Source organism: uncultured Winogradskyella sp., from assembly GCF_947498345.1.
Taxonomy (GTDB): domain Bacteria; phylum Bacteroidota; class Bacteroidia; order Flavobacteriales; family Flavobacteriaceae; genus Winogradskyella.
The window spans coordinates 1-21,742 of sequence record NZ_CANMJY010000005.1; the positions used below are offsets into that span (position 1 = coordinate 1).

The following is a 21,742-nucleotide window of genomic DNA, read 5'->3' on the forward strand; positions in this document are numbered from 1 at the left end:
GGTGATGTCAATGACGAGGCAGACAACTGTTCTACTGGTCTTGAGGCAATATATACTGATATGACAGAAGCTGGTAGTTGTGCTAATGAGTCTACAATAACACGTACATGGACACTTACAGATGAGTGTGGTAACATAACATCTTTAGAACAGATTATTATAGTTCAAGATACTACTGCGCCAACGTTAGTGACACCATTTGACGAAAATATAACAGCAGCTTGCGATGATATTCCTGCAGTACCAAATTTAGTTTTCCAAGACGAATGTTCTAATAATATAGAAGTTGTTTTTGAAGAAGTTTCTACACAACAGAATGATTTTGAAGATTATGAAATTATAAGAACATGGATGGTTACAGATGAATGCGATAACTTCTCTGAGTTCACTCAAACGGTTTCAGTTGAGCTAAGTAATATCATTAATACATTTGACAGTAATCGCTGTGTACTTGATGTAGAATTTGACTTATTCGATTTATTATCTGGTGATTTTGATATGAATGGAACCTGGAGTGTCGTTTCTGGTGATGCTACGATTAATGGAAGTCTATTTGATCCATCTACAGTTGATGTTGGTATATATACATTTATGTATGCAATAACTGATGGCCCATGTCCTACTGAAGTTGAAGTAAATGTAACCATTGACGATGATTGTGTCGTACTACCATGTGGTGAAGAAGATGTGATAATCTCTAAAACGGTTACCGCAAATGGAGATGCTTATAATGAGTTCTTTACCATTAGTGGTGTTGAAGATTGTGGTTTTGTAATAGAGTTACAGATATTCAATCGTTGGGGAGCTGAGATTTATAAAAACAACAATTATCAAAATGATTGGAATGGGGATGCTCATGGATCTTCTGTAGGAAGTTCAGGAAAAGTCCCAACAGGAACTTACTATTATATAATTAATTTAAGAAATAGTGGATTGAAACCATTTGCTGGTCCAATCTACGTAGCAACGAACAAATAAACTTAACCGATGAAGCTATCAAAAACTTTAAGTATTGCTTTACTTTTGTTGAGTGTATCTACTGCCTTTGCACAGCAGTTGCCTCAATTTACGCAGTACATGTTCAACACCATCTCTATTAATCCTGCTTATGCAGGTAGTAGAGAAACATTCAGTGCCGTTGGTTTACACAGGAGCCAATGGGTTGGATTAGAAGGTGGGCCAGAAACTCAAACCTTATCTGTTCATACACCACTAAGAAATGAAAAGATAGGTTTAGGGCTTTCATTTATTAACGATAAATTAGGATATGAGAACTTTTCCTATATCTACGGAGACTTTTCTTATACTATACAAACTGGAGTAAATTCAAAATTAGCGTTTGGTGTTAAAGGTGGGTTTACCCATTACAATTTGGACGAAGAGCTACTGAATGATCCTTCTGTTGTAAATGACCCATTTTTTAATGATGTTTCTAATCGATGGAGCCCAAATATTGGAGCTGGTTTATATTGGCATTCGCAGCTTTGGTATATTGGCTTATCAGCGCCAAGAATTCTAAATACAGATTATAATAACGGAAGACAAGGTACATTAGATTATGTCGCTTTAGAACGCATCAGTTATTATATCACAGGTGGGTATGTGTTTGATTTAAGTAGCACGACAAAACTAAAGCCATCAGTTTTATTAAAAGCAACAAACGGAGCACCTTTATCTTTTGATATTTCAGCAAATTTCTTATTTAATGAAACGTTTTGGATAGGTGGTGGTTATAGAATAAACGAATCTGCTGCTGCAATTGGCGGTATTGCTGATTTTCAGATATCAAAACAATTACGAATTGGTTATGCTTACGAATATCCTATTTCAGACATAAGAGCTTACACAAGTGGTACGCATGAAGTATTACTGATGTTCGAAGTCTTTAAGAGTAAACGTATAAAATCGCCAAGATACTTCTAAAATAAACGCACTATGAAGACAAGATTATTAGCTCTTATCCTTACTTTAAGCTGTTCGTTATCATATGCACAAACGAAGTTAGCAGATAAGTTTTTTAAGAATTATGGTTATATTAAGTCCATTGAACTCTATGAAAAAGCTTTTGAAAATGGTGACAAAAGCGCACATGTACTCACACGTCTTGGAGATGCTTATTATAATAATTCCAATTCTGAAAAGGCTGCATATTGGTATGCAGAAGCTTTGAAAGAGCACAAAAATATAGATGCTGAATATTTATATAAATATATTCAGTCGCTACGTAGTATTGGTAATTATGAAGAAGCCGACAAATGGTTTAAAGAGTTAAGTGCCGCGCAACAAGGTGACAGTAGATTAAAAGGCTACAATCCAGATGAAGTCGATTTATACGCTAAATTGACTTCAAAAAATGAAGTCGTTGTAAGAATTGACAACCTTGCTTTTAATTCTGAAAATTCAGATTTTGGATCGTACATTTCAGATAATACACTTTACTTTGCTTCTGCAAGAGAAGATAAAGGTAAAGTCTATAACTGGAACAAGGAACCATTTTTGGATTTATACCAGGTAACCTTAAAAGATGATGATGGTGTTGTTAGTTATGGCTCAGTTACAGAACTCTTATCAGATGATATTAATACAGAATATCATGAAGCTTCAGTTACTGTAACCAATGATGGTAAAACCCTATATTTTACAAGAGATAATGTTAACAAACGTAATCGACTGAAATACGATAAAAAAGGTACAACTCACCTTAAAATCTATAAAGCATCACTAGAAGATGGTAAATGGACTAACATAGTAGAGTTACCATTTAATGATGATATATTTTCAACAGGGCATCCTAGTTTAAGTCCAGATAACAAAACACTTTATTTTGTTTCTGACCGCGATGGAGGTTTGGGCCAATCCGATATTTATTCAGTAGCTATTAATGATGATGGTTCTTATGGTGAACCAGAAAATCTTGGTGAAAAAGTAAATACCGAAGGACGAGAAATGTTTCCTTATGTAGCTAAAGATAGTACGCTTTACTTTTCTTCAGATGGCCATTTAAACTTGGGGCTTTTGGATATTTTTAAATCCGATATTCTAAAAGGCATTCGTACAGAACCTGAGAATATGGGAGCACCTTATAACAGTGGTTATGATGACTTTGCCTTTTTTGTAAACTCCGATACTAACAAAGGTTATTTTTCATCAAACCGACCAAACGGTAAGGGAAGTGATGATATTTATAGTTTTAACGCACAACAGTGCAAGCAAGAAATTACTGGAGTTGCAAGAGATAGTAAAACCAATATTATTCTTACTGGTGTCACCGTAAGGTTGATTGACGAAACAGGAAAAGTACTTGAGGAAGTATTAACGAAAGATGGTGGTGAATATACATTTACGGTAGATTGTAATAAAACATATACTATAATTGGAAACAAACCTGATTACAAAGACAACCAAAAACCAGTTACTACTACTGATGATAATGAAAACATAAATACTGTAGACTTAGAGCTAGAACCACTTATTATTGATAATCAAATTGTTATTAACCCAATTTTCTTTGATTTTGACAAGTCTAATATTAGAACTGATGCACAGTACGAACTTGAAAACATTGTAGATGTTATGCGCAAACATCCAAATATGGTTATTAAAATCGAATCACATACAGACAGTAGAGGTCGTGATAGATACAACATGAAGCTTTCAGACAGGCGTGCAAAATCTACCAGAGACTATATCATTTCTAGAGGTATTGATGCCAGTAGAATAGAAAGCGCCATCGGTTATGGAGAAACACAATTATTGAATAAATGTGCTAACCGTGTAAAATGTACAGAAGATGAGCACCAATTAAACAGACGCTCTTACTTCTATATTGTAAACGAATAATTTCACCTTCAAAATTACTTAAGTAAAAGCAAGCTCTTATGGGCTTGCTTTTTAATTTTATAATAATTAAATAATCTTGATATCAATAACAAGCACTACTTTTATTATTCCAATGAATTATGAAAAAAATATTTCAGATTTAAATAGACTTGGTTATTCTATTATTGATGGTCTATATACTAACAATGAAATAGCGTCAATAATCAATTGCATTGAGAATACATTTAGATAACACTACAAAAGACAATGGTGCTTTAAAAGTAATGCCTAAGTCTCATTTAAAAGGAATTATAAGAAAAGGCACAAAAGACTGAAATCTTAAAAATGAAAAAATCTGCGAAATTAAGCAAGGTGGTATAATGTTAATTAAGCCCTTGCTATTACATGCCTCAAACAAAACTATCAATAATCAAAGAAGACGCGTTATACATTTATAATTTAACTGTAATTCTTTATCTGATCCTCTTAAATGGTTAGAACATCAAGCTATAAACTAAAAAAAGCCATAACTTATATTGTTATGGCTTTTCTGGCTATTAATCAACTTTTATTGCGGTTTAACGCTTAATGAAGATATTAGTAAAGTACCACTTACCTTCATTGTTTTGTTCGGCTGATATATCAAAATCTGTATAATCGCCTTCAATATTATCTTTATGGCTTGGACTATTTAACCAAGCATTTACTACGGATTCTGCAGAATTAAAACCATAAGCTACATTCTCTGAAACGATATTAGCATTGGCATTTACCTGTAGGCTTTGCTTTCTTTGAAAGAAGTTATCGTGAGATACGTTATCTACTTCTACCATATAATCTGTATGTGTGAATGCAACAGCCTTAACTGTACCATGATCACTTAATGCATTTAAACCCATGTTAATTCTATGCGCATTGATAAGCTCCATGATTTCAATTTCAATCAATTTAGCTTGTGGTGCAACTGGTACTTCAATAGCATCGATTTTATCCTCAGCAGCACTATCTGTTGAGCAAGATGTAAAGCCTAAGAGGGCAACGATAGCCATAAATGGCAATAGCTTAGTAACTTTCATAAGTAGGTTATTTAGGTTTGGGATTACTAATCTAAGTACCTACTTATTAAAAAAAAAGAAATTATCTATAAATTCGACGAAATACATGCGTTTTATCGTGTTTTTATGTAAAACATCGATGAAATACATGTTTTAGAAGTGAAAAATTGAATTACACCGAATAAAAAATACTTTTAATCGATACTATAAAATAATAGTAGTTAGGGAGCTAATCGCTCTATATTCCAGTTGTAGTCTTCTTGTAACTGATAGCGAATTCTATCGTGAAGTCTGTTGAGTCTGCCTTGCCAAAATTCTAATTCTACGGGCTTTACTATAAATCCTCCCCAATGTTTTGGTCGCTCTATAGTCTTACCTTCATACTGAGTTTCTAAAGTGTTAAGTTTGTCCTCTAATTCTACTCTGGTAACTACATCACTTTGATTAGATGCTAATGCACTTAACTGACTGCCTCGAGGACGTGATTCAAAATATCCATCACTTAGGTTTTCAGCAATCATTTCTGCCTTTCCTTTGATAATAATTTGTCGTTCAGCCGAATGCCAGAAAAAAGACAAGCATACATTAGGGTTGGCCTTAATGGCCTTTCCTTTTTCACTATTGTAGTTAGTGTAAAATATAAAGCCCTCGTATGTATATTTTTTTAGTAGTACTACCCTACTCTTTGGATATCCATCTAGACCAATGGTAGAAACAGTCATAGCATTAGCTTCTTCTATATCATAATGCATATCGACCTCCATAAACCAATCACGAAACAACTCAATTGGATTCTCTGGTACATTATTTAATAAAAGCTCTCCTTTTTCGTAAGACTTTCTATAGTTGCTTAGATCTTTCTCCATAGTTTTACGAAGTTAATCCAATATTTTGTTTCTGTCAAAAAAAGTGTAGATTTGAATCCCTAACTAATTTTTACTCTAAGCATGCACTTTGAAGATTCCCCTTTTTCAAAATCATTAAGTTACAATAAAGTAGTTTTAGATTTTTGCTCTTATTATTTGTGCGATGATTTTTTTATAATGGAAATAAATGAAGGGGTGCACTTTAATTGGGATAAACTAAATATCTTATTAACCTCACTGAGATCCTATTACGGTACTCATAAAACTCTGGCATATATTGCTAACCGTGTTAATGCTTATTCTATTGATCCTGTGCTTTGGTCGTATTTTGATAAAGATGATAGTATCTTAATAGCTGCTTCTATTGTAAGCTATAGAGACTCTACCTATATAAATGCAAATATTGAAAAGCAAATGGCTTCTATACCTTTAAAAAGAGCTCATAGTCTTGGTGAAGCTATTAATTGGGTACAACTACTCAATGAGTTTAATTAAAACTCAAATAGTTTTCCGTCTTTAGCCAATAGCACATTATCGAATTCTTCTTTAGCTTCTAATTCAAACGCTTCATGGCCATTATATCGTGTAGAAAAATGACCCAAAATTAGGGTTTCGACATTAGCTTTTTTAGCAATGATCGCTGCTTGTCTTGCTGTACTATGCTTTGTACGCTCACATAGACTTTCATTTTTATCTAAAAATGTGGATTCATGATACAAAACGGTTGTGTTTTTAATAATAGGAATAATACGCTCATCATAAACCGTATCGCTGCAAAAGGCATAGCTCTTTGGTGCTGAAGGTTCTTTAGTAACCGTTTCGTTTTTGATTAAAACACCTTCTTCATTTTTTACATCTGCTCCTTGTTTTAACTTTCTGTAATAGGCAACATTGATATTGGCATTTAGCACGGCATTAATATCTATTTTCCTTTCGTTTTCTTTTTCTTTAAATAGAAAGCCATTAGTGTAAATACGATGATTTAAAGGAATGGTGTGAATCTCAACCTTATCATCTTCAAAAATTAACTCAGATGTTTTTGAAGTCAATTCATGAAAGATTAAAGGAAAATTTGTCCAAGAATCTGAGAGTTTCATCTGAAGTGTAATAACATCTTTTAACCCCTTTGGACCATAGATATGAAGTTCGGTTTCTCTTGTCAATAAACGAAAAGTGCTAACCAAACCTACTAATCCAAAATAATGATCTCCGTGAAGGTGGGAAATGAAGATGTGCTTAATCCTGGAAAACTTAACTTTATTTCGTCTTAATTCTACCTGCGTACCTTCTCCGCAATCTATAAGAAACATATGGTTTTTAATTTCTAAAACCTGAGCTGTTGGATTGGTATTGGTACGTGGTGTTGCGCTGTGACAGCCGAGAATTGTCAATTTCATATACTAAAACCCTAGATCACGTTCAATATCTTCCATTTCAATAATATCGTAAGCTTCTTGTAATGTGGGTACAACAACCAGCTCATCAGGCATTTGGTCTAAATCTGTTTGATCTGTAACGATAACAAAAGATTTTTTATCTCTTCTATGGATATTGCTTAAGCGTAAAAATTCAATAATATCCTCTAGTGAAATTTTTTCAAGGCTAGATAATCTCACTATAAGATGATAGTTTTTGTATTTTTCGTAAGATTGCTCAATATTATTCACCAAGGTTTTAACTGATGCCTTTTCTTGTGCTATTATGGTAACATTACCGTCTCTATCTACAATCATAACTTATTGTTTTATTTTGGCAGCTAACAAGTAAATAACAGCCATCCTTACAGCTACACCATTTTCTACCTGATCTAAAATTATCGCCTGTTTAGAATCAGCCACATCACTCGTAATCTCAACACCACGATTTATTGGTCCAGGGTGCATAATTACAATATCTTTGTTTAAGCTGTCTAACAATTCTTTATTTACACCAAACTGCTGTGTATACTCTCTTGTGGTTGGAAAATAACTTATCTCCATACGTTCATTCTGAACTCTAAGCATATTCGCTACATCGCACCATTCTAGAGCTTTTCTGAGGTTAGTCTCAACTTTTACGCCAAGGTCTTTTATGTATTTTGGAAGCAAAGTCTTAGGGCCACAAACCATAACGTTAGCTCCTTGTAACTGCAATGCATAAATGTTTGAAAGCGCTACTCTACTGTGCAAAATATCTCCAACAATTACAACATTTTTTCCTTTAACACTTCCTAACTTTTCTCGTATTGAATATGAATCTAATAAGGCTTGGGTAGGATGCTCATGAGCTCCATCTCCAGCATTTATAATACTTGCATCAACATGTTTTGATAAAAACACGCCAGCACCAGGATTAGGATGTCGCATTACGACCATATCGACTTTCATAGATAAGATATTATTAACGGTATCTATTAAAGTTTCTCCTTTCTTAACTGATGATTGCGAAGCTGAAAAATTAATTACATCTGCCGAAAGTCTCTTTTCTGCCAACTCAAACGATAATTTTGTACGTGTAGAATTTTCGAAAAACAAATTGGCAATCGTAATATCTCTAAGTGAAGGGACTTTTTTAATCGGTCTGTTAATAACCTCTTTAAACTGATCTGCAGTCTCAAAAATCAATTCTATATCTTGTTTTGTAAGATATTTAATTCCCAGTAAGTGATTAACACTCAATTCACTCATGTTTTTAGCTTTCTTATTTATCAATTAAATAGACGGCATCTTCTCCTTCATTCTCTATCCAGTTAACCTTTACTTTCTGATGATCAATGGCATCAACTTGCCGTCCTTTATAATTAGGTTGTATTGGTAAATGACGACTAAAGCGCCTATCTATTAATGTTAATAATTCTATATTATTTGGTCTTCCAAACGATTGAATTGCTGTTAGTGCAGATCGTATACTGCGACCTGTATAAAGCACATCGTCAATAAAAACCACATTTTTGTCTTCTACTATAAAATCTATTTCTGTAGTATTAGCTTCTAGTGGTTTTTCTCCACGTCTAAAATCATCTCTAAAAAACGTAATATCTAAATGACCAAGTTGTATGTTCTTAATCTTGTATTCAGTCGTTAAAAGTTCAGCTAAACGATCTGCTAAAAACTTTCCTCTTGGTTGTATACCAATTAATACTGTTTCAGAAAAATCATCGTGATTTTCAATAAGTTGGCAAGCCAATCGATGTAGTGTAATGTTGACTTCCTTAGAGTTAAGTAATACTTTTTGACTCATGTAGTATGCTAACGTTATTGATTGGCAAAGTTAAATGAAAAATTGTGGATTACAATGTTTTTCTGGTAAAGTGACAAAGACATAAAATAATTATGTAAAAAACTATGAAAACTATTTGAAAATCTATTATAACACATCTCAAATCATAATTATTATTTCTTAATGATCATTTTATTGTAAGATGTAACACTGCCTTTAAACTTAATTTTAAATATATAGGCTCCATTAGACAAATCGTTAATATTTATAGTGTTACCTTTTATAGTATCCACTATTTTTACTAATCTTCCATCTAAAGTATAAATATGAATACTTTCTAAAGTATTGTTATAAGTATTTGAAATATTAACAAAATCATTTGATGGATTAGGATACACATTAATAGTATTCGTTTCTTTCTTAAATTCATTAATATTCAACAGCGAATCGCAATTATTCATAAGAGACTGCATTGCATTGTGGACATTAAGGCGACCACCTGTAGAAGTAATACCATCTAATGAAAGATTAGGGTCTACATTATCAAGTATTAAATCTCTGACTATAGCAGCAGCAATTTCTGGATTAGAATCTGCTAAATCAGCTAATTGTTGACAAGGAGCAGAATATAATAAAGCAATAGTACCTGTAACGTGTGGTGTTGCCCCTGATGTCCCTCCAAATCCCTGATAACTATTATTGAACGCTGTAGTAAAAGCACCAGCACCTGGAGCACCAAGATCAATAGACTCTTGACCATAACCAGCCTGAGTTACTTTTACATCATTGATATCAGTATTAGTCACAGAAATTAGATATTCACTAGTACAAGCAGTTGGCAAATCACCAACAACATCTACATCATAATCTCCATTAATTGTTGCCCCACAACTTAAAATACCATTCTGACCAAGCGTATCATATAAAGAACACCACAAAGGTGCATTATCTGGATTTCCAAAATCAGTTCCCCAAGAAGCATTAGTAGATACAATAAAAGCTCCTTCAGCTCCATTGGTCTGATTATATAAAATTCTAGCATCTAAGGCATAACTATATGCCTCAATGACTTTAGCCTCATTAGTATTAAAATCATTTTTAATGATCATTACTTTTACATCCCAATTAACACCAGATACACCAATCCCATTATTACCTTTTGCCCCTATTATTCCTGCCACTGGAGTGCCATGTCCTCCTCCAAAAATATCATCATCATTAGTTACTGTACTCCAACCTAGATAATCATCTACATAACCGTTTTGGTCGTCATCAACTCCATTATTAGAAATTTCTGCTTCGTTTATCCAAATATTGTCTTCAAAATCTTCATGGTTAGTATCATGACCGTCATCTAAAACAGCTGTAACAATTATATTTCCATTCAAAGTGGTACCTCCAGTAGTCACATCCCATGCTTCATCAACATCAATATCACGATCGTTGAATTGAAAGTATTGCCATTGTTGTCCAAAGAACACATCATCTGGTACCGTAGCTCTAGTCTTTACTTTATGATTTTTCTGAGCAACAAGTATATCTTTATTCTGATAGAAACGTAAAATGGCATTATCTTCTGAAATAGATGAAGATGACAAACGTACTTGCCAAATATTCAACAACTTAGAAACCTGCTTAACATCTATGATTGGTACATCACTTAATTCTCCAATAATACGCGTCATGTCAACTCCCTTTTCTAACTGAACCAATACTTCATTAGGTACAAAGTTAGCTTCTTGAGCAAATGACTTTCCTGTTAGGAATAAAAATGTGAAAAATAGTATAGTCTTTTTCATAGTAATTCTCTTTTCTATAAAAGTAAGCAAAAACAATTCAGCATTTTTATTAATTAAAAAATGAGAAACAAAAAAGCCCTTCAAGAATGAAAGGCTTTTATTTTATGATTAAAACTCGAGAAGTTATTTTTTCCCGTCCATTTTATCTTTAAGTGCTTGTAAAGCATCGTTTGCATCACCTAAAGTAGGCTTAGCTTCTGCCGCTTGTGCTTCTGCTTTTTTCACAGCTTGCTTAACGATTTTAGCTTCCTCTTCTCTAAATACTGCAGTATGAGATGCTACCACTCTCTTAAATTCCTTGTTGAACTCAATGATTTTGAATTCTGCTTCTTCACCTTTCTTAAGTTTAGAACCATCTTCTTTTTCTAAGTGACGTTGTGGAATAAAAGCCGTAATATCTTCATTAAACTCTATCGTTGCACCTTTGTCTACTATTTCAGTAATAGCAGCTGTGTGAGACGTACCAAGAGCAAACTCAGTTTCGTACTTATCCCAAGGGTTTTCGGTAGTTTGTTTGTGTCCTAAAGATAATTTACGCCCTTCTACGTCTAACTCTAATACAACCACGTCTAACTTATCACCTACGTTACAGAACTCAGATGGATGCTTAATTTTCTTAGTCCAAGATAAATCTGAGATATAAATTAACCCATCGATACCTTCTTCTAATTCAACAAATACACCAAAGTTTGTAAAGTTACGTACAATACCTGTATGCTTAGAACCAACAGGATATTTAGAGGTAATATCTGTCCATGGATCTGGTGTTAATTGCTTAATACCAAGAGACATTTTGCGGTCTTCTCTATCTAAAGTTAAGATTTGAGCTTCGATCTCATCACCAACAGATACAAAATCTTGAGCAGAACGCAAGTGCGTTGACCATGACATTTCACTAACGTGAACTAAGCCTTCCACACCTTCTTCTACTTCAACAAATGCACCGTAATCAGCAATTACAACTACTTTACCTTTTACTTTATCACCAACTTTAACCTCTTCACCTAAAGCTTCCCAAGGATGCTTAGATAATTGCTTAAGACCTAATTGAATTCTCGATTTGTTTTCATCAAAATCTAGGATTACTACATTAAGCTTTTGGTCTAATTCAACAATTTCATTTGGATGATTGATACGAGACCATGATAAATCTGTAATATGAACTAAGCCATCTACACCACCAAGATCGATAAACACACCATAAGAAGTAATGTTCTTCACAGTACCTTCTAAGACTTGTCCTTTTTCTAGTTGACCAATGATTTCTTTCTTTTGCTCCTCAATATCAGCCTCGATAAGTGCTTTGTGAGAAACTACTATATTTTTGAATTCGTGGTTAATCTTTACCACTTTAAATTCCATAGTTTTATTAACGTACTGATCGTAATCTCTAATTGGTTTTACATCGATTTGAGAACCTGGCAAGAATGCTTCTATACCAAATACGTCAACGATCATACCACCTTTAGTTCTGCATTTTACAAAACCGTTTACAATTTCGCCAGTATCATGTGCATTGTTTACGCGATCCCATGCTTTGATAACACGAGCTTTTCTATGAGATAATACTAACTGACCTGTTGCGTCTTCGCGTACATCAATTAATACTTCTACTTTATCACCAACTTTTAAATCTGGATTGTAACGGAACTCATTAAGAGAGATTACACCTTCAGATTTTGCATTGATGTCTATAATAGCATCTCTATCAGTAATATGAATAACTTCACCTTCTACAACTTCATCATCTAAAGTGTCTACGAAATTTTCAGATACTAACTTTTCAAATTCTTCTAATTTTTTATCCGCTACTTGCTCAATTCCTTCTTCGTAATTGTGCCAATCGAACTCTTTTAAGAATTTTTCTGGATTTGCTTGAGCTTCAGAGACTACTGGAGCTTCAACTGTAGTTGCTTCAGTTGCTTCAACCTCAGCGTTTTTTGTTTCTTTTTCAGACATGTGCTGAATAAAAATTTGTATTCTGCAGCTTTAGAAAGTTTAGCGAAAAACTTACAGAAGTTATTAATTAAAATTTGTTTATTCCTTTTCTACTTTCAATACTTCGCTAAAAAGGTTTGCAAAAATACTACATATAATCCTGAAAACCAAACAATAAATATGTGACTTTTTAAATAAAAGAGTGTCCTATAAATGTGGTATACAAAATGGTGCTAAAATGTTAAATACTGGCATATAATTTGGTATATTTACAATACTATTAATACTTAAAATTTAAACAATTATGGTTAGAGCTAAATACCAAGGCGTATTAGACTTAGGCGAAAAATTAAACATTCAAAATGGAGATGTTAGCGAAGAGAATGGTGTACTTAAAGTAAGTGGTACTGCTGCAACACAATATGAAAAAAACTTATTATGGGATGCTATTAAAGCAGCTGGTGGTGACAACCCTTCAGATATTATGGCTGATATAAAAGTAGCAGATGAATCGGTTTACGCAAGACATACTGTAGCTTCAGGTGAAACTTTAGGAAAGATAGCTAAGCACTATTACGGTGATGCAATGAAGTATAAAGATATCTTTGCAGCTAATACAGATATTTTAAAGAATCCGGATTTAATCTATCCTGATCAGGAATTAATTATTCCTAATCTTTAATAAAAAGATTTAGAAAACAAAAAAGCGACCTTTTGGTCGCTTTTTTTATACTAAGGCTTTTACTAATTTTAATAAACTATCTAGCTGAGACTCAATCGTTAAATCTGAGTTATCGATCTCAATAGCGTCCTCTGCCTTTACTAATGGAGAATCTTCTCGCGTAGAATCAATTCTATCTCTGGTTGTAACATTTTCTAAAACATCGTCATAGCTTAAATTATGTCCACGCTCAAGTAATTCTTTATAACGTCTTTGCGCTCTGGTTTCTGCTGATGCTGTCATAAATACTTTTAGTTCAGCATCCGGAAATACAACCGTGCCAATATCTCTACCATCCATTACAATACCTTTATCTTTTCCCATAAGCTGCTGTTGCTCAACCAGTTTTTGACGTATTTCTGAAATTGTAGCGACTGGACTAACATACTGCGACACTTTAAGAGTTCTGATATCTTTTTCAATATTTTTTCCATTGAGATAAACCTCAGCAAAACCCAATGCTTCATTAAACTTGAATGTAATACGAATTTCATCAAGTATGTTGATTAACGCTTCAGAATGAAAGAAACCCTCACCAATTAAGTCTTTTTCTAATGCAAAGTAAGTCACAGCCCTATACATGGCACCAGTATCTACATAGATATAATTAAGTTGTTTTGCCAACTGTTTGGCAATAGTACTTTTTCCTGTTGAGGAAAATCCGTCTATAGCGATAACTATTTTGCTCATACTAATTATTTAAACTCATATTTTATTAGGTTGAAGCTTTTAATTGTACTAAGGTTTACAGTACAAAATATACATTTTTTTACAATACAACTATCGTCTCCTTCTACTATCTAAATCTATTTGAAGTCCAAAAAAGCTGGTATTAGATGCACTTGTATATCTGGCATGCGTATAACTAAAACGTAATTTGTTTAATCGTATAGAAATGCCAGCAGAAATTCCTGAAAAATTGCGCTGATCTTCAATTCTTAACTCTTCGGCACGCCTAAAATTATAACCCACTCTAAGATTAAATCCTCGCTCTGGCCACAATTCGGCACCTAAAATTAGATGACGAAGTGCATTATTAAAAAAACTAACCTTTTCCTGAGTTTGATTTCCGTCTAAATCTGTCGTTGCTCTTGCCGGATTGGATACTCCAATTGGCCATTCTTGCAAATTTTCCAGAGTTAAATGCCAACGGATTGGTACATTTTCTAGGGTTTGCGACATCCCAAAATTAACTTCAAAAGGTAAGGGTTCGTTTTGCCCAGCATAAGTTGTGAATTGCGTACCTATATTTCTTACCGTCAATGCTGCATGAAAATCTAATTTTTCATTAATATACATCACACCTATATCTACAGCACCACCAATAGAATTATACTGTTCTAATAAAGAGGTAATCACCTTTACATTAGCACCAATATAAAAATCTGTAAATGGAATATTGTAATTATAGCCTGCAGAAATTGCTGCTTCATTACCTGTAAAGCTTCCTGTAGCATTACCATTAACATCATAACCATCAAACGTACCATAATTAATATAGGTTACACCAAAGTGAAATGTTTGTATATGCCTATCCCAGGTATAAGCATATGCCGCAGTGCCATATGTAATACCTCCTAAATAACTTGATGCGTTAACAGCTAATTGATTATGCATTTGCCAATTAATCGAAGCCGGGTTATATAATGCTTCTGTAACGTCGTAATCGAAATTAGTTATGATTTTACCGCCAAGAGCTGCTTGTCTAGGAGATGAGACCAAATTAAGGAATTGATATGTAGACTCACCACCCAATTGTGCAAACAATGGTAGCGCCAACAGCAAGAAACATAAGTTGGTAATCCTCTTAATCATAGGTTTTGCAAAATAACTAAATCTATCTTAAAACGAGGATATGATTTTTTTATTTTTTGTAAGAAGTCCTTTTCTATTTCAATTGCAGTTTTTGCCCAATTTTAATGAGATTGCTCGTTAACCCATTTAGGTCTTTAATCTGCTCGACTGTAGTTGCATTTTTTTTAGCAATACTATATAAGGTATCCCCTTTAGATACTGTCCAGATGGATAAATCACTATGTTCTTCATCTAAATCTGCCTTTAAAAGGTAAAGCTTCTGTCCAATCTTAATGGTATTAGACATTAAACCATTTTGCTGTTTCAATTCATTAACTGTTAACACATAGCGTTTCGCTAAACTATATAGTGTTTCACCGCGTTCTACAATATGAAACTCGGGATGTATTTCAGATTGGACTGGCTCAGTTAGAACTTTGGGTTCGGTATTAATAACATCAAAATTACGTACTCGCAATCGTTGGCCTTTACTGACTAAAGTAGTTTCTAAATTATTAACGCGTTTAAGCTCTGTCAAAGTAGTATTATAACGATTGGCAATTTCTAAAAGTGTTTCACCATCTACAACAGTATAATAATCGGTTTTAGGATTTGAAGTTGCTTCTATTTTAGCTTCTTCTGATTTTGCAACATAATCACTAAACTTAACAGGTTTTTTATCCTTTGTGTTGACAAAAGTAATTTCGCCAGTAGCTACATTTAATTTTGCGGGTTTCCCATCCAAAACTACATCCTTATATTCTACTTTATCATCTTGACCAAAAGCAAGTGCTCCAGCTAATAAAACGATAACAAATGATAATATTAACTTAAAGTTTCTTCGCATTCTTTACTTTTTGATTCGTTATGGCAATATCTAAAACATCACTCATATCCTTAACATAATGAAAGGTTAGCCCTTTTAAATATTCAGGTTTAATTTCATCAATATCACGTTTATTATCTTCGCAAAGCAAGATCTCTTTAATACGAGCACGTTTAGCTGCTAAAATTTTCTCTTTAATTCCACCAACAGGCAACACCTTTCCTCTTAGTGTAATCTCACCTGTCATTGCCAAGCTTTTCTTTACTTTACGTTGTGTAAACAAGGATACTAATGACGTTAGCATTGTAACACCTGCACTTGGGCCATCTTTTGGGGTTGCTCCTTCTGGTACATGAATATGTACGTTATACTTATCGAATACTTCAGGGTTTATATTAAATTTATCGGCATTGGCTTTAATGTATTCCATTGCAATAGTTGCGGATTCCTTCATTACTTTACCAAGATTACCAGTAATAGAAAGGGTTCCTTTACCTTTTGATAGTATAGATTCTATAAATAAAATATCACCACCTACTCTAGTCCAAGCTAAGCCAGTTACGACTCCAGCAACATTGTTGTTTTCGTATTTATCGCGCTCTAATCGAGGACTTCCTAAAACTTCAATAACATCATCATTAGAAACCTTGACATTGTACTCTTCTTCCATCGCAATATTTTTCGCAGCATAGCGTACCATTTTTGCAATTTGCTTTTCTAAACCTCTAACACCAGATTCTCTTGTATAACCTTCAACTATTTTTTCCAACTGAGGTTTTCCTATTTTAAGATTAGAAGTATCTAAACCATGTTCTTTTAATTGCTTTGGTAATAAATGACGCTTAGCAATCTCAACTTTCTCTTCAATGGTATAACCAGTAACATTAATGATTTCCATACGATCACGTAATGCAGGCTGAATGGTATTTAGGCTATTAGATGTTGCGATAAACATAACCTTAGATAAATCATAACCCATTTCTAAAAAGTTGTCATAGAACTCACTATTTTGCTCTGGATCTAACACTTCTAACATTGCAGACGAAGGATCCCCTTGATTTCCTGTAGACAATTTATCAATTTCATCTAAAACAAAAACCGGATTTGAAGTTCCTGCCTTTTTTAAACTTTGAATAATTCTCCCTGGCATGGCACCAATATATGTTTTTCTATGTCCACGTATTTCAGCTTCATCACGTAAACCACCTAGAGAAATTCGCACATATTCCCTACCTAATGCTTCAGCTATAGATTTACCAAGTGATGTTTTACCCACACCAGGAGGTCCGTATAAGCAAAGTATTGGAGATTTCATATCATTACGAAGTTTCAATACAGCAAGATATTCTATAATACGTTTCTTTACGTCATCTAAACCAAAATGATCGCGGTCTAAGATTTTCATAGCGCGTTTTAAATCGAACTTATCATCGCTAAACTCATTCCACGGTAAATCCAAAAACAAGTCTAAGTAATTACGTTGAATCGAATATTCGGCAACTTGCGGATTCATACGTTGCATTTTGGCTAATTCCTTATCAAAATGACGCTTTACCTTGTCATCCCAAAGTTTTTTCTTAGCACGAGCTTTCATGTCTTCAATTTCTTCGCCAGAAGACACCCCACCTCCAAGTTCTTCTTGAATGGTTTTCATCTGCTGATGCAAGAAATATTCACGTTGTTGTTGATTCATATCGCTTTGAACCTTATTTTGAATATCGTTCTTTAGTTCTAACTTTTGATATTCAAGATTCATATACTTTAAAGTTTGAAGGGCACGTTCTTTAAGGTCATTAATCTTAAGTAGTTCTTGCTTTTCCTCAACTTTAAGGTTCATGTTAGATGATACAAAATTCACCAGAAACGAATTACTTTCTATATTTTTAATCGCAAATGTTGCTTCGGTAGGAATGTTTGGACTTTCCTTTATAATTTCGAGAGATAAATCCTTAATAGAATCTATAATAGCGTTAAACTCTTCATTGTCTGCAGCAGGCTTTGCTTCAGAAAGATCTGAAATTGTTGCTGTTAAATAGGGTTTTTCAGAAATTACCTCATTAACTTGAAAACGTTTTTTCCCCTGAATAATAACTGTGGTATTCCCATCAGGCATTTTTAGCACTTTTAAAATTCGTGCTACTGTTCCTGTTTTGTATATATCCTTTGCGGTTGGATTCTCAACAGCTTCATCTTTTTGAGATACCACACCAATAACTTTTCCGCCCTTATTTGCATCATTAATTAATTTTATTGATGTATCTCTACCTGCTGTGATGGGTATTACCACACCAGGAAATAAGACCGTATTTCTCAATGGTAAAATAGGAAGTGAGTCTGGTAAAGACTCATTATTAATTAACTCTTCATCCTCAGGTGTCATCAATGGAATTAACTCTGAATTCTCATCAAAATCCTGAAATGACAAACTGTCAAGTCCTAAAAATTTTTGTTTTGCCATAATATTTTTAAGCCATTCTGTCATTAAAACTCACAAAACAGCATTTGTTTAAATGTATTAATATTTAACTTTATACTGAATATCAAATGTTTATAAGATATTCAAAGTTATTCACACTAGTATAATTTCAATTGTTATGCCATTACCTTTAGAAAAATTTAAAAGTTTTTTTACCTAAACTGTAACACTTAATAAAACGTTTCATCTTTATACAAAAGCAATTGTTTTTTTGACATCAACCAATCAAGATATCGAACAGTTACTATTGCTCTGTAAATCTAAAAACCAACGTGCACAACTAGAGGTTTATAACAGATATAACAGAGCCATGTATAATACAGCTTTAAGAATTGTAAAAGATTCTTTTAAAGCTGAGGACATAATGCAAGAGTCTTTTTTGACCGCATTTACAAAACTTAATACACTAGAGGACATCAAATTATTTGGTGCATGGTTAAAACGAATTGTAGTTAATAATAGTATTGCACACTATAACAAAACCACCAAACAAAACGAAGTCCCTCTAGACACAATAATGTATAAGGTTGAAGACGATAACGGCATTGAAGAGCGTAACCAAGACACTAATAAAGTGAAACAAGTTATAAGTGTAATGAAAACCCTAAAACCAAACTATAGTATGGGCTTGACCTTACACCTCATAGAAGGTTACGATTATGAAGAAATCTGTGACATTATGGATATTTCCTATGCTAATTGTAGAACGTTGATTTCTAGAGCAAAGGAAAGTTTACGTAAAAAACTAATGCAAACAGCCTAAAAACATAGTTATGCAAAAAGATACTATAGACGAATTATTTGACAACCTCAAAGGTGAGTTTGATATTAACGAACCAGACCAAGGTCATAAAAATAGATTCTTAGAAAAGCTAAACGCTAATGACGTTGCTATAATTCAACCTGAAAAGAAATCTGGCTTTAACTGGAAACCATTTTTGGCTATTGCAGCTTCACTGGTAATTTGTTTTAGTGTAATCACTAAAGTAAATAGTCAGCCAGAAGTTATGGATTTGGCGAGTGTATCGCCCGAAATGGCAGAAACTCAAGATTTCTTTACAGCAACCATAGAAAATGAGCTTAGGAAACTTAACAACGAAAGCTCACCTCTTACAGAAAAAATTGTTACTGATGCGCTTCAACAAATTGCGTCTTTAGAACAAGATTATAATCAATTAAAAATCGATTTAACTGAAAATGGTAATGATCAACGTATTATTTATGCTATGATCAGTAACTTTCAAAATAGAATAGACATTTTAAATATAGTTATAGAAGAAATTGAAAAAATTAAACAACTAATAAACAATAACGATGATACAAAAAATACAATATAAATTATCCATACTCTTTTTGTTAGTGCCATTTATTGCACTAGCAAATACAGAGATAAATATCGTAAAAACCACAAAGGAGAAAACAATCAAAAAATCTTTTAATGTCAATAATAATGCAACATTAAAGGTAAATAATTCCTTCGGAAACTTAAACATTATAACTTGGAGTGAAAAACGTATTGAGTTTGATATCTCTATTAAAGTATCTGGTAATAATGCCGAAAAAGTGCAAGAACGAATTGACGGTATTGATGTTGAGTTTGAAGCTACTAATGATATGGTAACTGCCATTACTCAAATTGAAAAAAACAAAAAGAGCTGGTGGAGTTGGGGAAAAAAGATGAATCTAAAAATGGAGATTGACTACGTTATAAAAATGCCAGTGACCAATAATGTAAATCTTAATAATAAATTTGGATCAATTAATTTAGATAAACTAGAAGGCTCTAGTAAAATTAGATGTGACCACGGTAAAATCACTACTAAAGAATTAATGTCTAATGACAATGTGATTAACTTTAATCATTCAAGAAATTGTTATTTTGAGTATATTAAAGAAGGTAAGGTTTCAGCTAATCATAGTGGTTTTACAATCGCAAAGGCTGAAAAAATAGACATCAATGCTAATCATACAAAATCAATAGTAGAGTTTGCAGAAAATATTGAATATGATTGTAATCATGGTTCTCTAAAAGTTGATAATATTAATAATTTAGAAGGCAAGGGCAATCACTTAACTACTAGAATTGGTAATGTTTTTAAAAATCTAAAATTAAGAGGTAGCCATGGGTCCTTAAAAATTGAAGAGATAGCTTCTAATGCAAATAACATTGTCATTGATTCTAAATTTACGAGTATGACTATAGGCTATAATTCTGCTTTTAATTTTAATTTCGATTTAGACTTTAGTCATGGATCATTAAGAGACTCTGACGGGTTTAACTTTATCAATAAGGAAATTAATCATACTAGCAAAAAATATAAAGGCTACTATGGATCTAAAGATTCAGGGAATATGGTTAAAATCAATTCCAGCCATGGGAGTGTTAGCTTTAAAAAACAGTAAAAAATCAATTAACGAACATAAAACCAAACAATTAAAACAATGAAACTTTTAAAATCAATTACAGTACTAGTTTTTCTTTTATGTGCAACCACTACATATGCGCAATGGGGAAAAGGAAAGAAAATTAAAGGTGATGGTAATATCACTACTACTACAAGAACAACAGGTTCGTATGATGGCTTAAAAGCAGCAGGTTCAATGGACTTTAAATTAGTACAAGGTAAAGAAGGTAATATTACTATTGAAGGTGATGCCAACCTTATGGAGTATATTATTACAGAAGTAAAAGGTGGAAAACTTGTAGTAAAGACCAAGGATGGTGTTAACCTAAAGCCTACAAAAACTATAGTTGTTACTGTACCTTATGAGTCTATCGAGTCAGTTTCCTTAGCGGGTTCTGGTGATATTGAAAACTCTGGTACAATTAAAGCAGGTAAATTTAATATATCATTAGCAGGTTCTGGAGACATTAAACTCAAAGTGAATTCAAATTCAACAGAAAGTAGTATCGCAGGTTCTGGTGATGTACAACTAAGTGGTTCTACAACAGACTTAATTGTAAAGATTGCTGGTTCTGGTGACTTTGACGGCAAAAATCTGGATAGTGTAAATGTAACCGCAAAAATTGCTGGTTCTGGCACTGCAGATGTGGTTTGCAATGGCGAGCTAAAAGCTAGAATTTCTGGCTCTGGTGATGTTAATTATTCTGGTAAGCCAACAAGTAAAGATACTAAGATTTCTGGATCTGGAAGCGTGAGTAACTAGTAGGTAAATCAACCAAAATTAGAAAAGGACAAGTATTTACTTGTCCTTTTTTTGATCCTTGACACCAAATTTTAATTACAAA

22 protein-coding genes are annotated in these 21,742 nt (G+C 33.2%); 10 read left to right on the forward strand and 12 right to left on the reverse strand.

Features of this window, described 5'->3' with window-relative positions; genetic code table 11:
- From Q0912_RS07745 to Q0912_RS07760, 4 genes are all read left to right on the forward strand, one after another.
- On the forward strand, nucleotides 1–978 hold a 978-nt coding region (locus Q0912_RS07745; protein ID WP_299113743.1), incomplete at its 5' end, for a gliding motility-associated C-terminal domain-containing protein.
- A 9-nt stretch (nucleotides 979–987) separates the two neighbouring features.
- Nucleotides 988–1,923: a type IX secretion system membrane protein PorP/SprF gene (locus Q0912_RS07750; protein WP_299113745.1), complete on the forward strand. Its 936-nt coding sequence runs from the start codon at nucleotides 988–990 to the stop codon at nucleotides 1,921–1,923.
- Nucleotides 1,924–1,935: 12 nt separating this feature from the next.
- Nucleotides 1,936–3,840 carry an OmpA family protein gene (locus tag Q0912_RS07755; RefSeq protein ID WP_299113747.1) on the forward strand — a complete coding sequence of 635 codons (1,905 nt, stop codon included), beginning with the start codon at nucleotides 1,936–1,938 and terminating at the stop codon, nucleotides 3,838–3,840.
- A 212-nt stretch (nucleotides 3,841–4,052) separates the two neighbouring features.
- The gene (locus Q0912_RS07760) at nucleotides 4,053–4,154 is read left to right on the forward strand and encodes a phytanoyl-CoA dioxygenase family protein (RefSeq protein ID WP_299113749.1); all 102 of its coding nucleotides are present in this window, start codon (nucleotides 4,053–4,055) and stop codon (nucleotides 4,152–4,154) included.
- A 243-nt stretch (nucleotides 4,155–4,397) separates the two neighbouring features.
- On the opposite strand, the gene Q0912_RS07765 is transcribed toward Q0912_RS07760, so the two are convergent.
- The gene (locus Q0912_RS07765; protein ID WP_299113751.1) at nucleotides 4,398–4,895 is read right to left on the reverse strand and encodes a CAP domain-containing protein; all 498 of its coding nucleotides are present in this window, start codon (nucleotides 4,893–4,895) and stop codon (nucleotides 4,398–4,400) included.
- Between the two features lie 200 nt (nucleotides 4,896–5,095).
- Entirely contained in the window at nucleotides 5,096–5,740 is a 645-nt protein-coding gene (gene pdxH, locus Q0912_RS07770; protein WP_299113753.1) for a pyridoxamine 5'-phosphate oxidase, read from the reverse strand.
- A gap of 81 nt (nucleotides 5,741–5,821) precedes the next feature.
- On the opposite strand from pdxH, the gene Q0912_RS07775 reads away from it, so the two are divergent.
- A complete protein-coding gene (locus tag Q0912_RS07775; RefSeq protein WP_299113755.1) occupies nucleotides 5,822–6,235 on the forward strand; it encodes a hypothetical protein in 414 nt (137 codons plus the stop codon).
- Here Q0912_RS07775 and Q0912_RS07780 read toward each other — a convergent pair.
- The 6 genes from Q0912_RS07780 to rpsA all read right to left on the reverse strand — a co-directional run bounded on the left by Q0912_RS07780 (nucleotide 6,232) and on the right by rpsA (nucleotide 12,696).
- A complete protein-coding gene (locus Q0912_RS07780) occupies nucleotides 6,232–7,137 on the reverse strand; it encodes a ribonuclease Z (protein WP_299113757.1) in 906 nt (301 codons plus the stop codon). The two genes, Q0912_RS07775 and Q0912_RS07780, sit on opposite strands and share 4 nt — an antisense overlap.
- A gap of 3 nt (nucleotides 7,138–7,140) precedes the next feature.
- Nucleotides 7,141–7,473, reverse strand: a complete 333-nt coding sequence (locus tag Q0912_RS07785; RefSeq protein WP_299113759.1) for a ribonuclease Z — start codon at nucleotides 7,471–7,473, stop codon at nucleotides 7,141–7,143.
- A 3-nt stretch (nucleotides 7,474–7,476) separates the two neighbouring features.
- Nucleotides 7,477–8,406 (reverse strand): aspartate carbamoyltransferase catalytic subunit, encoded by a 930-nt coding sequence (locus Q0912_RS07790; RefSeq protein WP_299113762.1) that lies wholly within the window; start codon nucleotides 8,404–8,406, stop codon nucleotides 7,477–7,479.
- Between the two features lie 13 nt (nucleotides 8,407–8,419).
- Nucleotides 8,420–8,959: a bifunctional pyr operon transcriptional regulator/uracil phosphoribosyltransferase PyrR gene (gene pyrR / locus Q0912_RS07795; protein ID WP_299113764.1), complete on the reverse strand. Its 540-nt coding sequence runs from the start codon at nucleotides 8,957–8,959 to the stop codon at nucleotides 8,420–8,422.
- Nucleotides 8,960–9,111: 152 nt separating this feature from the next.
- On the reverse strand, nucleotides 9,112–10,737 hold the full coding sequence (locus tag Q0912_RS07800) for a S8 family peptidase (protein WP_299113766.1): 1,626 nt from the start codon (nucleotides 10,735–10,737) through the stop codon (nucleotides 9,112–9,114).
- A 123-nt stretch (nucleotides 10,738–10,860) separates the two neighbouring features.
- On the reverse strand, nucleotides 10,861–12,696 hold the full coding sequence (gene rpsA, locus Q0912_RS07805) for a 30S ribosomal protein S1 (RefSeq protein WP_299113768.1): 1,836 nt from the start codon (nucleotides 12,694–12,696) through the stop codon (nucleotides 10,861–10,863).
- A 283-nt stretch (nucleotides 12,697–12,979) separates the two neighbouring features.
- On the opposite strand from rpsA, the gene Q0912_RS07810 reads away from it, so the two are divergent.
- Complete coding sequence (locus Q0912_RS07810) at nucleotides 12,980–13,357, forward strand: LysM peptidoglycan-binding domain-containing protein (RefSeq protein WP_299113770.1); 378 nt, start codon at nucleotides 12,980–12,982, stop codon at nucleotides 13,355–13,357.
- Between the two features lie 45 nt (nucleotides 13,358–13,402).
- Here the strand turns inward: Q0912_RS07810 and cmk are convergent, their stop codons facing one another.
- From cmk to lon, 4 genes are all read right to left on the reverse strand, one after another.
- Nucleotides 13,403–14,086, reverse strand: a complete 684-nt coding sequence (cmk, locus tag Q0912_RS07815; RefSeq protein ID WP_299113772.1) for a (d)CMP kinase — start codon at nucleotides 14,084–14,086, stop codon at nucleotides 13,403–13,405.
- A gap of 90 nt (nucleotides 14,087–14,176) precedes the next feature.
- Nucleotides 14,177–15,211 carry a type IX secretion system protein PorQ gene (porQ, locus tag Q0912_RS07820; RefSeq protein WP_299113774.1) on the reverse strand — a complete coding sequence of 345 codons (1,035 nt, stop codon included), beginning with the start codon at nucleotides 15,209–15,211 and terminating at the stop codon, nucleotides 14,177–14,179.
- Nucleotides 15,212–15,284: 73 nt separating this feature from the next.
- The gene (locus tag Q0912_RS07825) at nucleotides 15,285–16,037 is read right to left on the reverse strand and encodes a LysM peptidoglycan-binding domain-containing protein (protein WP_299113776.1); all 753 of its coding nucleotides are present in this window, start codon (nucleotides 16,035–16,037) and stop codon (nucleotides 15,285–15,287) included.
- Complete coding sequence (lon, locus tag Q0912_RS07830; protein ID WP_299113778.1) at nucleotides 16,021–18,474, reverse strand: endopeptidase La; 2,454 nt, start codon at nucleotides 18,472–18,474, stop codon at nucleotides 16,021–16,023. The genes Q0912_RS07825 and lon overlap by 17 nt, the downstream gene beginning before the upstream one ends.
- Nucleotides 18,475–18,703: 229 nt before the next feature.
- Between lon and Q0912_RS07835 the strand changes: the two genes are divergently transcribed.
- The 4 genes from Q0912_RS07835 to Q0912_RS07850 are packed head-to-tail and all read left to right on the forward strand — an operon-like array spanning nucleotide 18,704 to nucleotide 21,660.
- Nucleotides 18,704–19,255, forward strand: coding sequence for an RNA polymerase sigma factor (locus Q0912_RS07835; protein WP_299113780.1), 552 nt, complete (start codon nucleotides 18,704–18,706; stop codon nucleotides 19,253–19,255).
- Nucleotides 19,256–19,265: 10 nt separating this feature from the next.
- Nucleotides 19,266–19,829 (forward strand): hypothetical protein, encoded by a 564-nt coding sequence (locus tag Q0912_RS07840; RefSeq protein WP_299113782.1) that lies wholly within the window; start codon nucleotides 19,266–19,268, stop codon nucleotides 19,827–19,829.
- Complete coding sequence (locus Q0912_RS07845; protein ID WP_299113784.1) at nucleotides 19,807–20,895, forward strand: hypothetical protein; 1,089 nt, start codon at nucleotides 19,807–19,809, stop codon at nucleotides 20,893–20,895. Before Q0912_RS07840 ends, Q0912_RS07845 begins: the two co-directional genes overlap by 23 nt.
- A 39-nt stretch (nucleotides 20,896–20,934) precedes the next feature.
- A complete protein-coding gene (locus Q0912_RS07850; RefSeq protein WP_299113786.1) occupies nucleotides 20,935–21,660 on the forward strand; it encodes a head GIN domain-containing protein in 726 nt (241 codons plus the stop codon).
- Nucleotides 21,661–21,742: the final 82 nt, after the last annotated feature.

Excerpts from the sequence above, each read along its gene's own strand:
- Q0912_RS07850 (WP_299113786.1), top strand. The coding sequence starts at position 20,935 with ATGAAACTTTTAAAATCAATTACAGTACTAGTTTTTCTTTTATGTGCA.
- Q0912_RS07845 (WP_299113784.1), top strand. The coding sequence starts at position 19,807 with ATGATACAAAAAATACAATATAAATTATCCATACTCTTTTTGTTAGTG.
- Q0912_RS07755 (WP_299113747.1), top strand. The coding sequence starts at position 1,936 with ATGAAGACAAGATTATTAGCTCTTATCCTTACTTTAAGCTGTTCGTTA.
- Q0912_RS07780 (WP_299113757.1), bottom strand. The coding sequence starts at position 7,137 with ATGAAATTGACAATTCTCGGCTGTCACAGCGCAACACCACGTACCAAT.
- Q0912_RS07785 (WP_299113759.1), bottom strand. The coding sequence starts at position 7,473 with ATGATTGTAGATAGAGACGGTAATGTTACCATAATAGCACAAGAAAAG.
- porQ (WP_299113774.1), bottom strand. The coding sequence starts at position 15,211 with ATGATTAAGAGGATTACCAACTTATGTTTCTTGCTGTTGGCGCTACCA.
- Q0912_RS07840 (WP_299113782.1), top strand. The coding sequence starts at position 19,266 with ATGCAAAAAGATACTATAGACGAATTATTTGACAACCTCAAAGGTGAG.
- Q0912_RS07800 (WP_299113766.1), bottom strand. The coding sequence starts at position 10,737 with ATGAAAAAGACTATACTATTTTTCACATTTTTATTCCTAACAGGAAAG.
- Q0912_RS07790 (WP_299113762.1), bottom strand. The coding sequence starts at position 8,406 with ATGAGTGAATTGAGTGTTAATCACTTACTGGGAATTAAATATCTTACA.
- Q0912_RS07775 (WP_299113755.1), top strand. The coding sequence starts at position 5,822 with ATGCACTTTGAAGATTCCCCTTTTTCAAAATCATTAAGTTACAATAAA.
- cmk (WP_299113772.1), bottom strand. The coding sequence starts at position 14,086 with ATGAGCAAAATAGTTATCGCTATAGACGGATTTTCCTCAACAGGAAAA.
- pdxH (WP_299113753.1), bottom strand. The coding sequence starts at position 5,740 with ATGGAGAAAGATCTAAGCAACTATAGAAAGTCTTACGAAAAAGGAGAG.
- pyrR (WP_299113764.1), bottom strand. The coding sequence starts at position 8,959 with ATGAGTCAAAAAGTATTACTTAACTCTAAGGAAGTCAACATTACACTA.
- Q0912_RS07765 (WP_299113751.1), bottom strand. The coding sequence starts at position 4,895 with ATGAAAGTTACTAAGCTATTGCCATTTATGGCTATCGTTGCCCTCTTA.
- Q0912_RS07810 (WP_299113770.1), top strand. The coding sequence starts at position 12,980 with ATGGTTAGAGCTAAATACCAAGGCGTATTAGACTTAGGCGAAAAATTA.
- Q0912_RS07825 (WP_299113776.1), bottom strand. The coding sequence starts at position 16,037 with ATGCGAAGAAACTTTAAGTTAATATTATCATTTGTTATCGTTTTATTA.
- Q0912_RS07750 (WP_299113745.1), top strand. The coding sequence starts at position 988 with ATGAAGCTATCAAAAACTTTAAGTATTGCTTTACTTTTGTTGAGTGTA.
- rpsA (WP_299113768.1), bottom strand. The coding sequence starts at position 12,696 with ATGTCTGAAAAAGAAACAAAAAACGCTGAGGTTGAAGCAACTGAAGCA.
- lon (WP_299113778.1), bottom strand. The coding sequence starts at position 18,474 with ATGGCAAAACAAAAATTTTTAGGACTTGACAGTTTGTCATTTCAGGAT.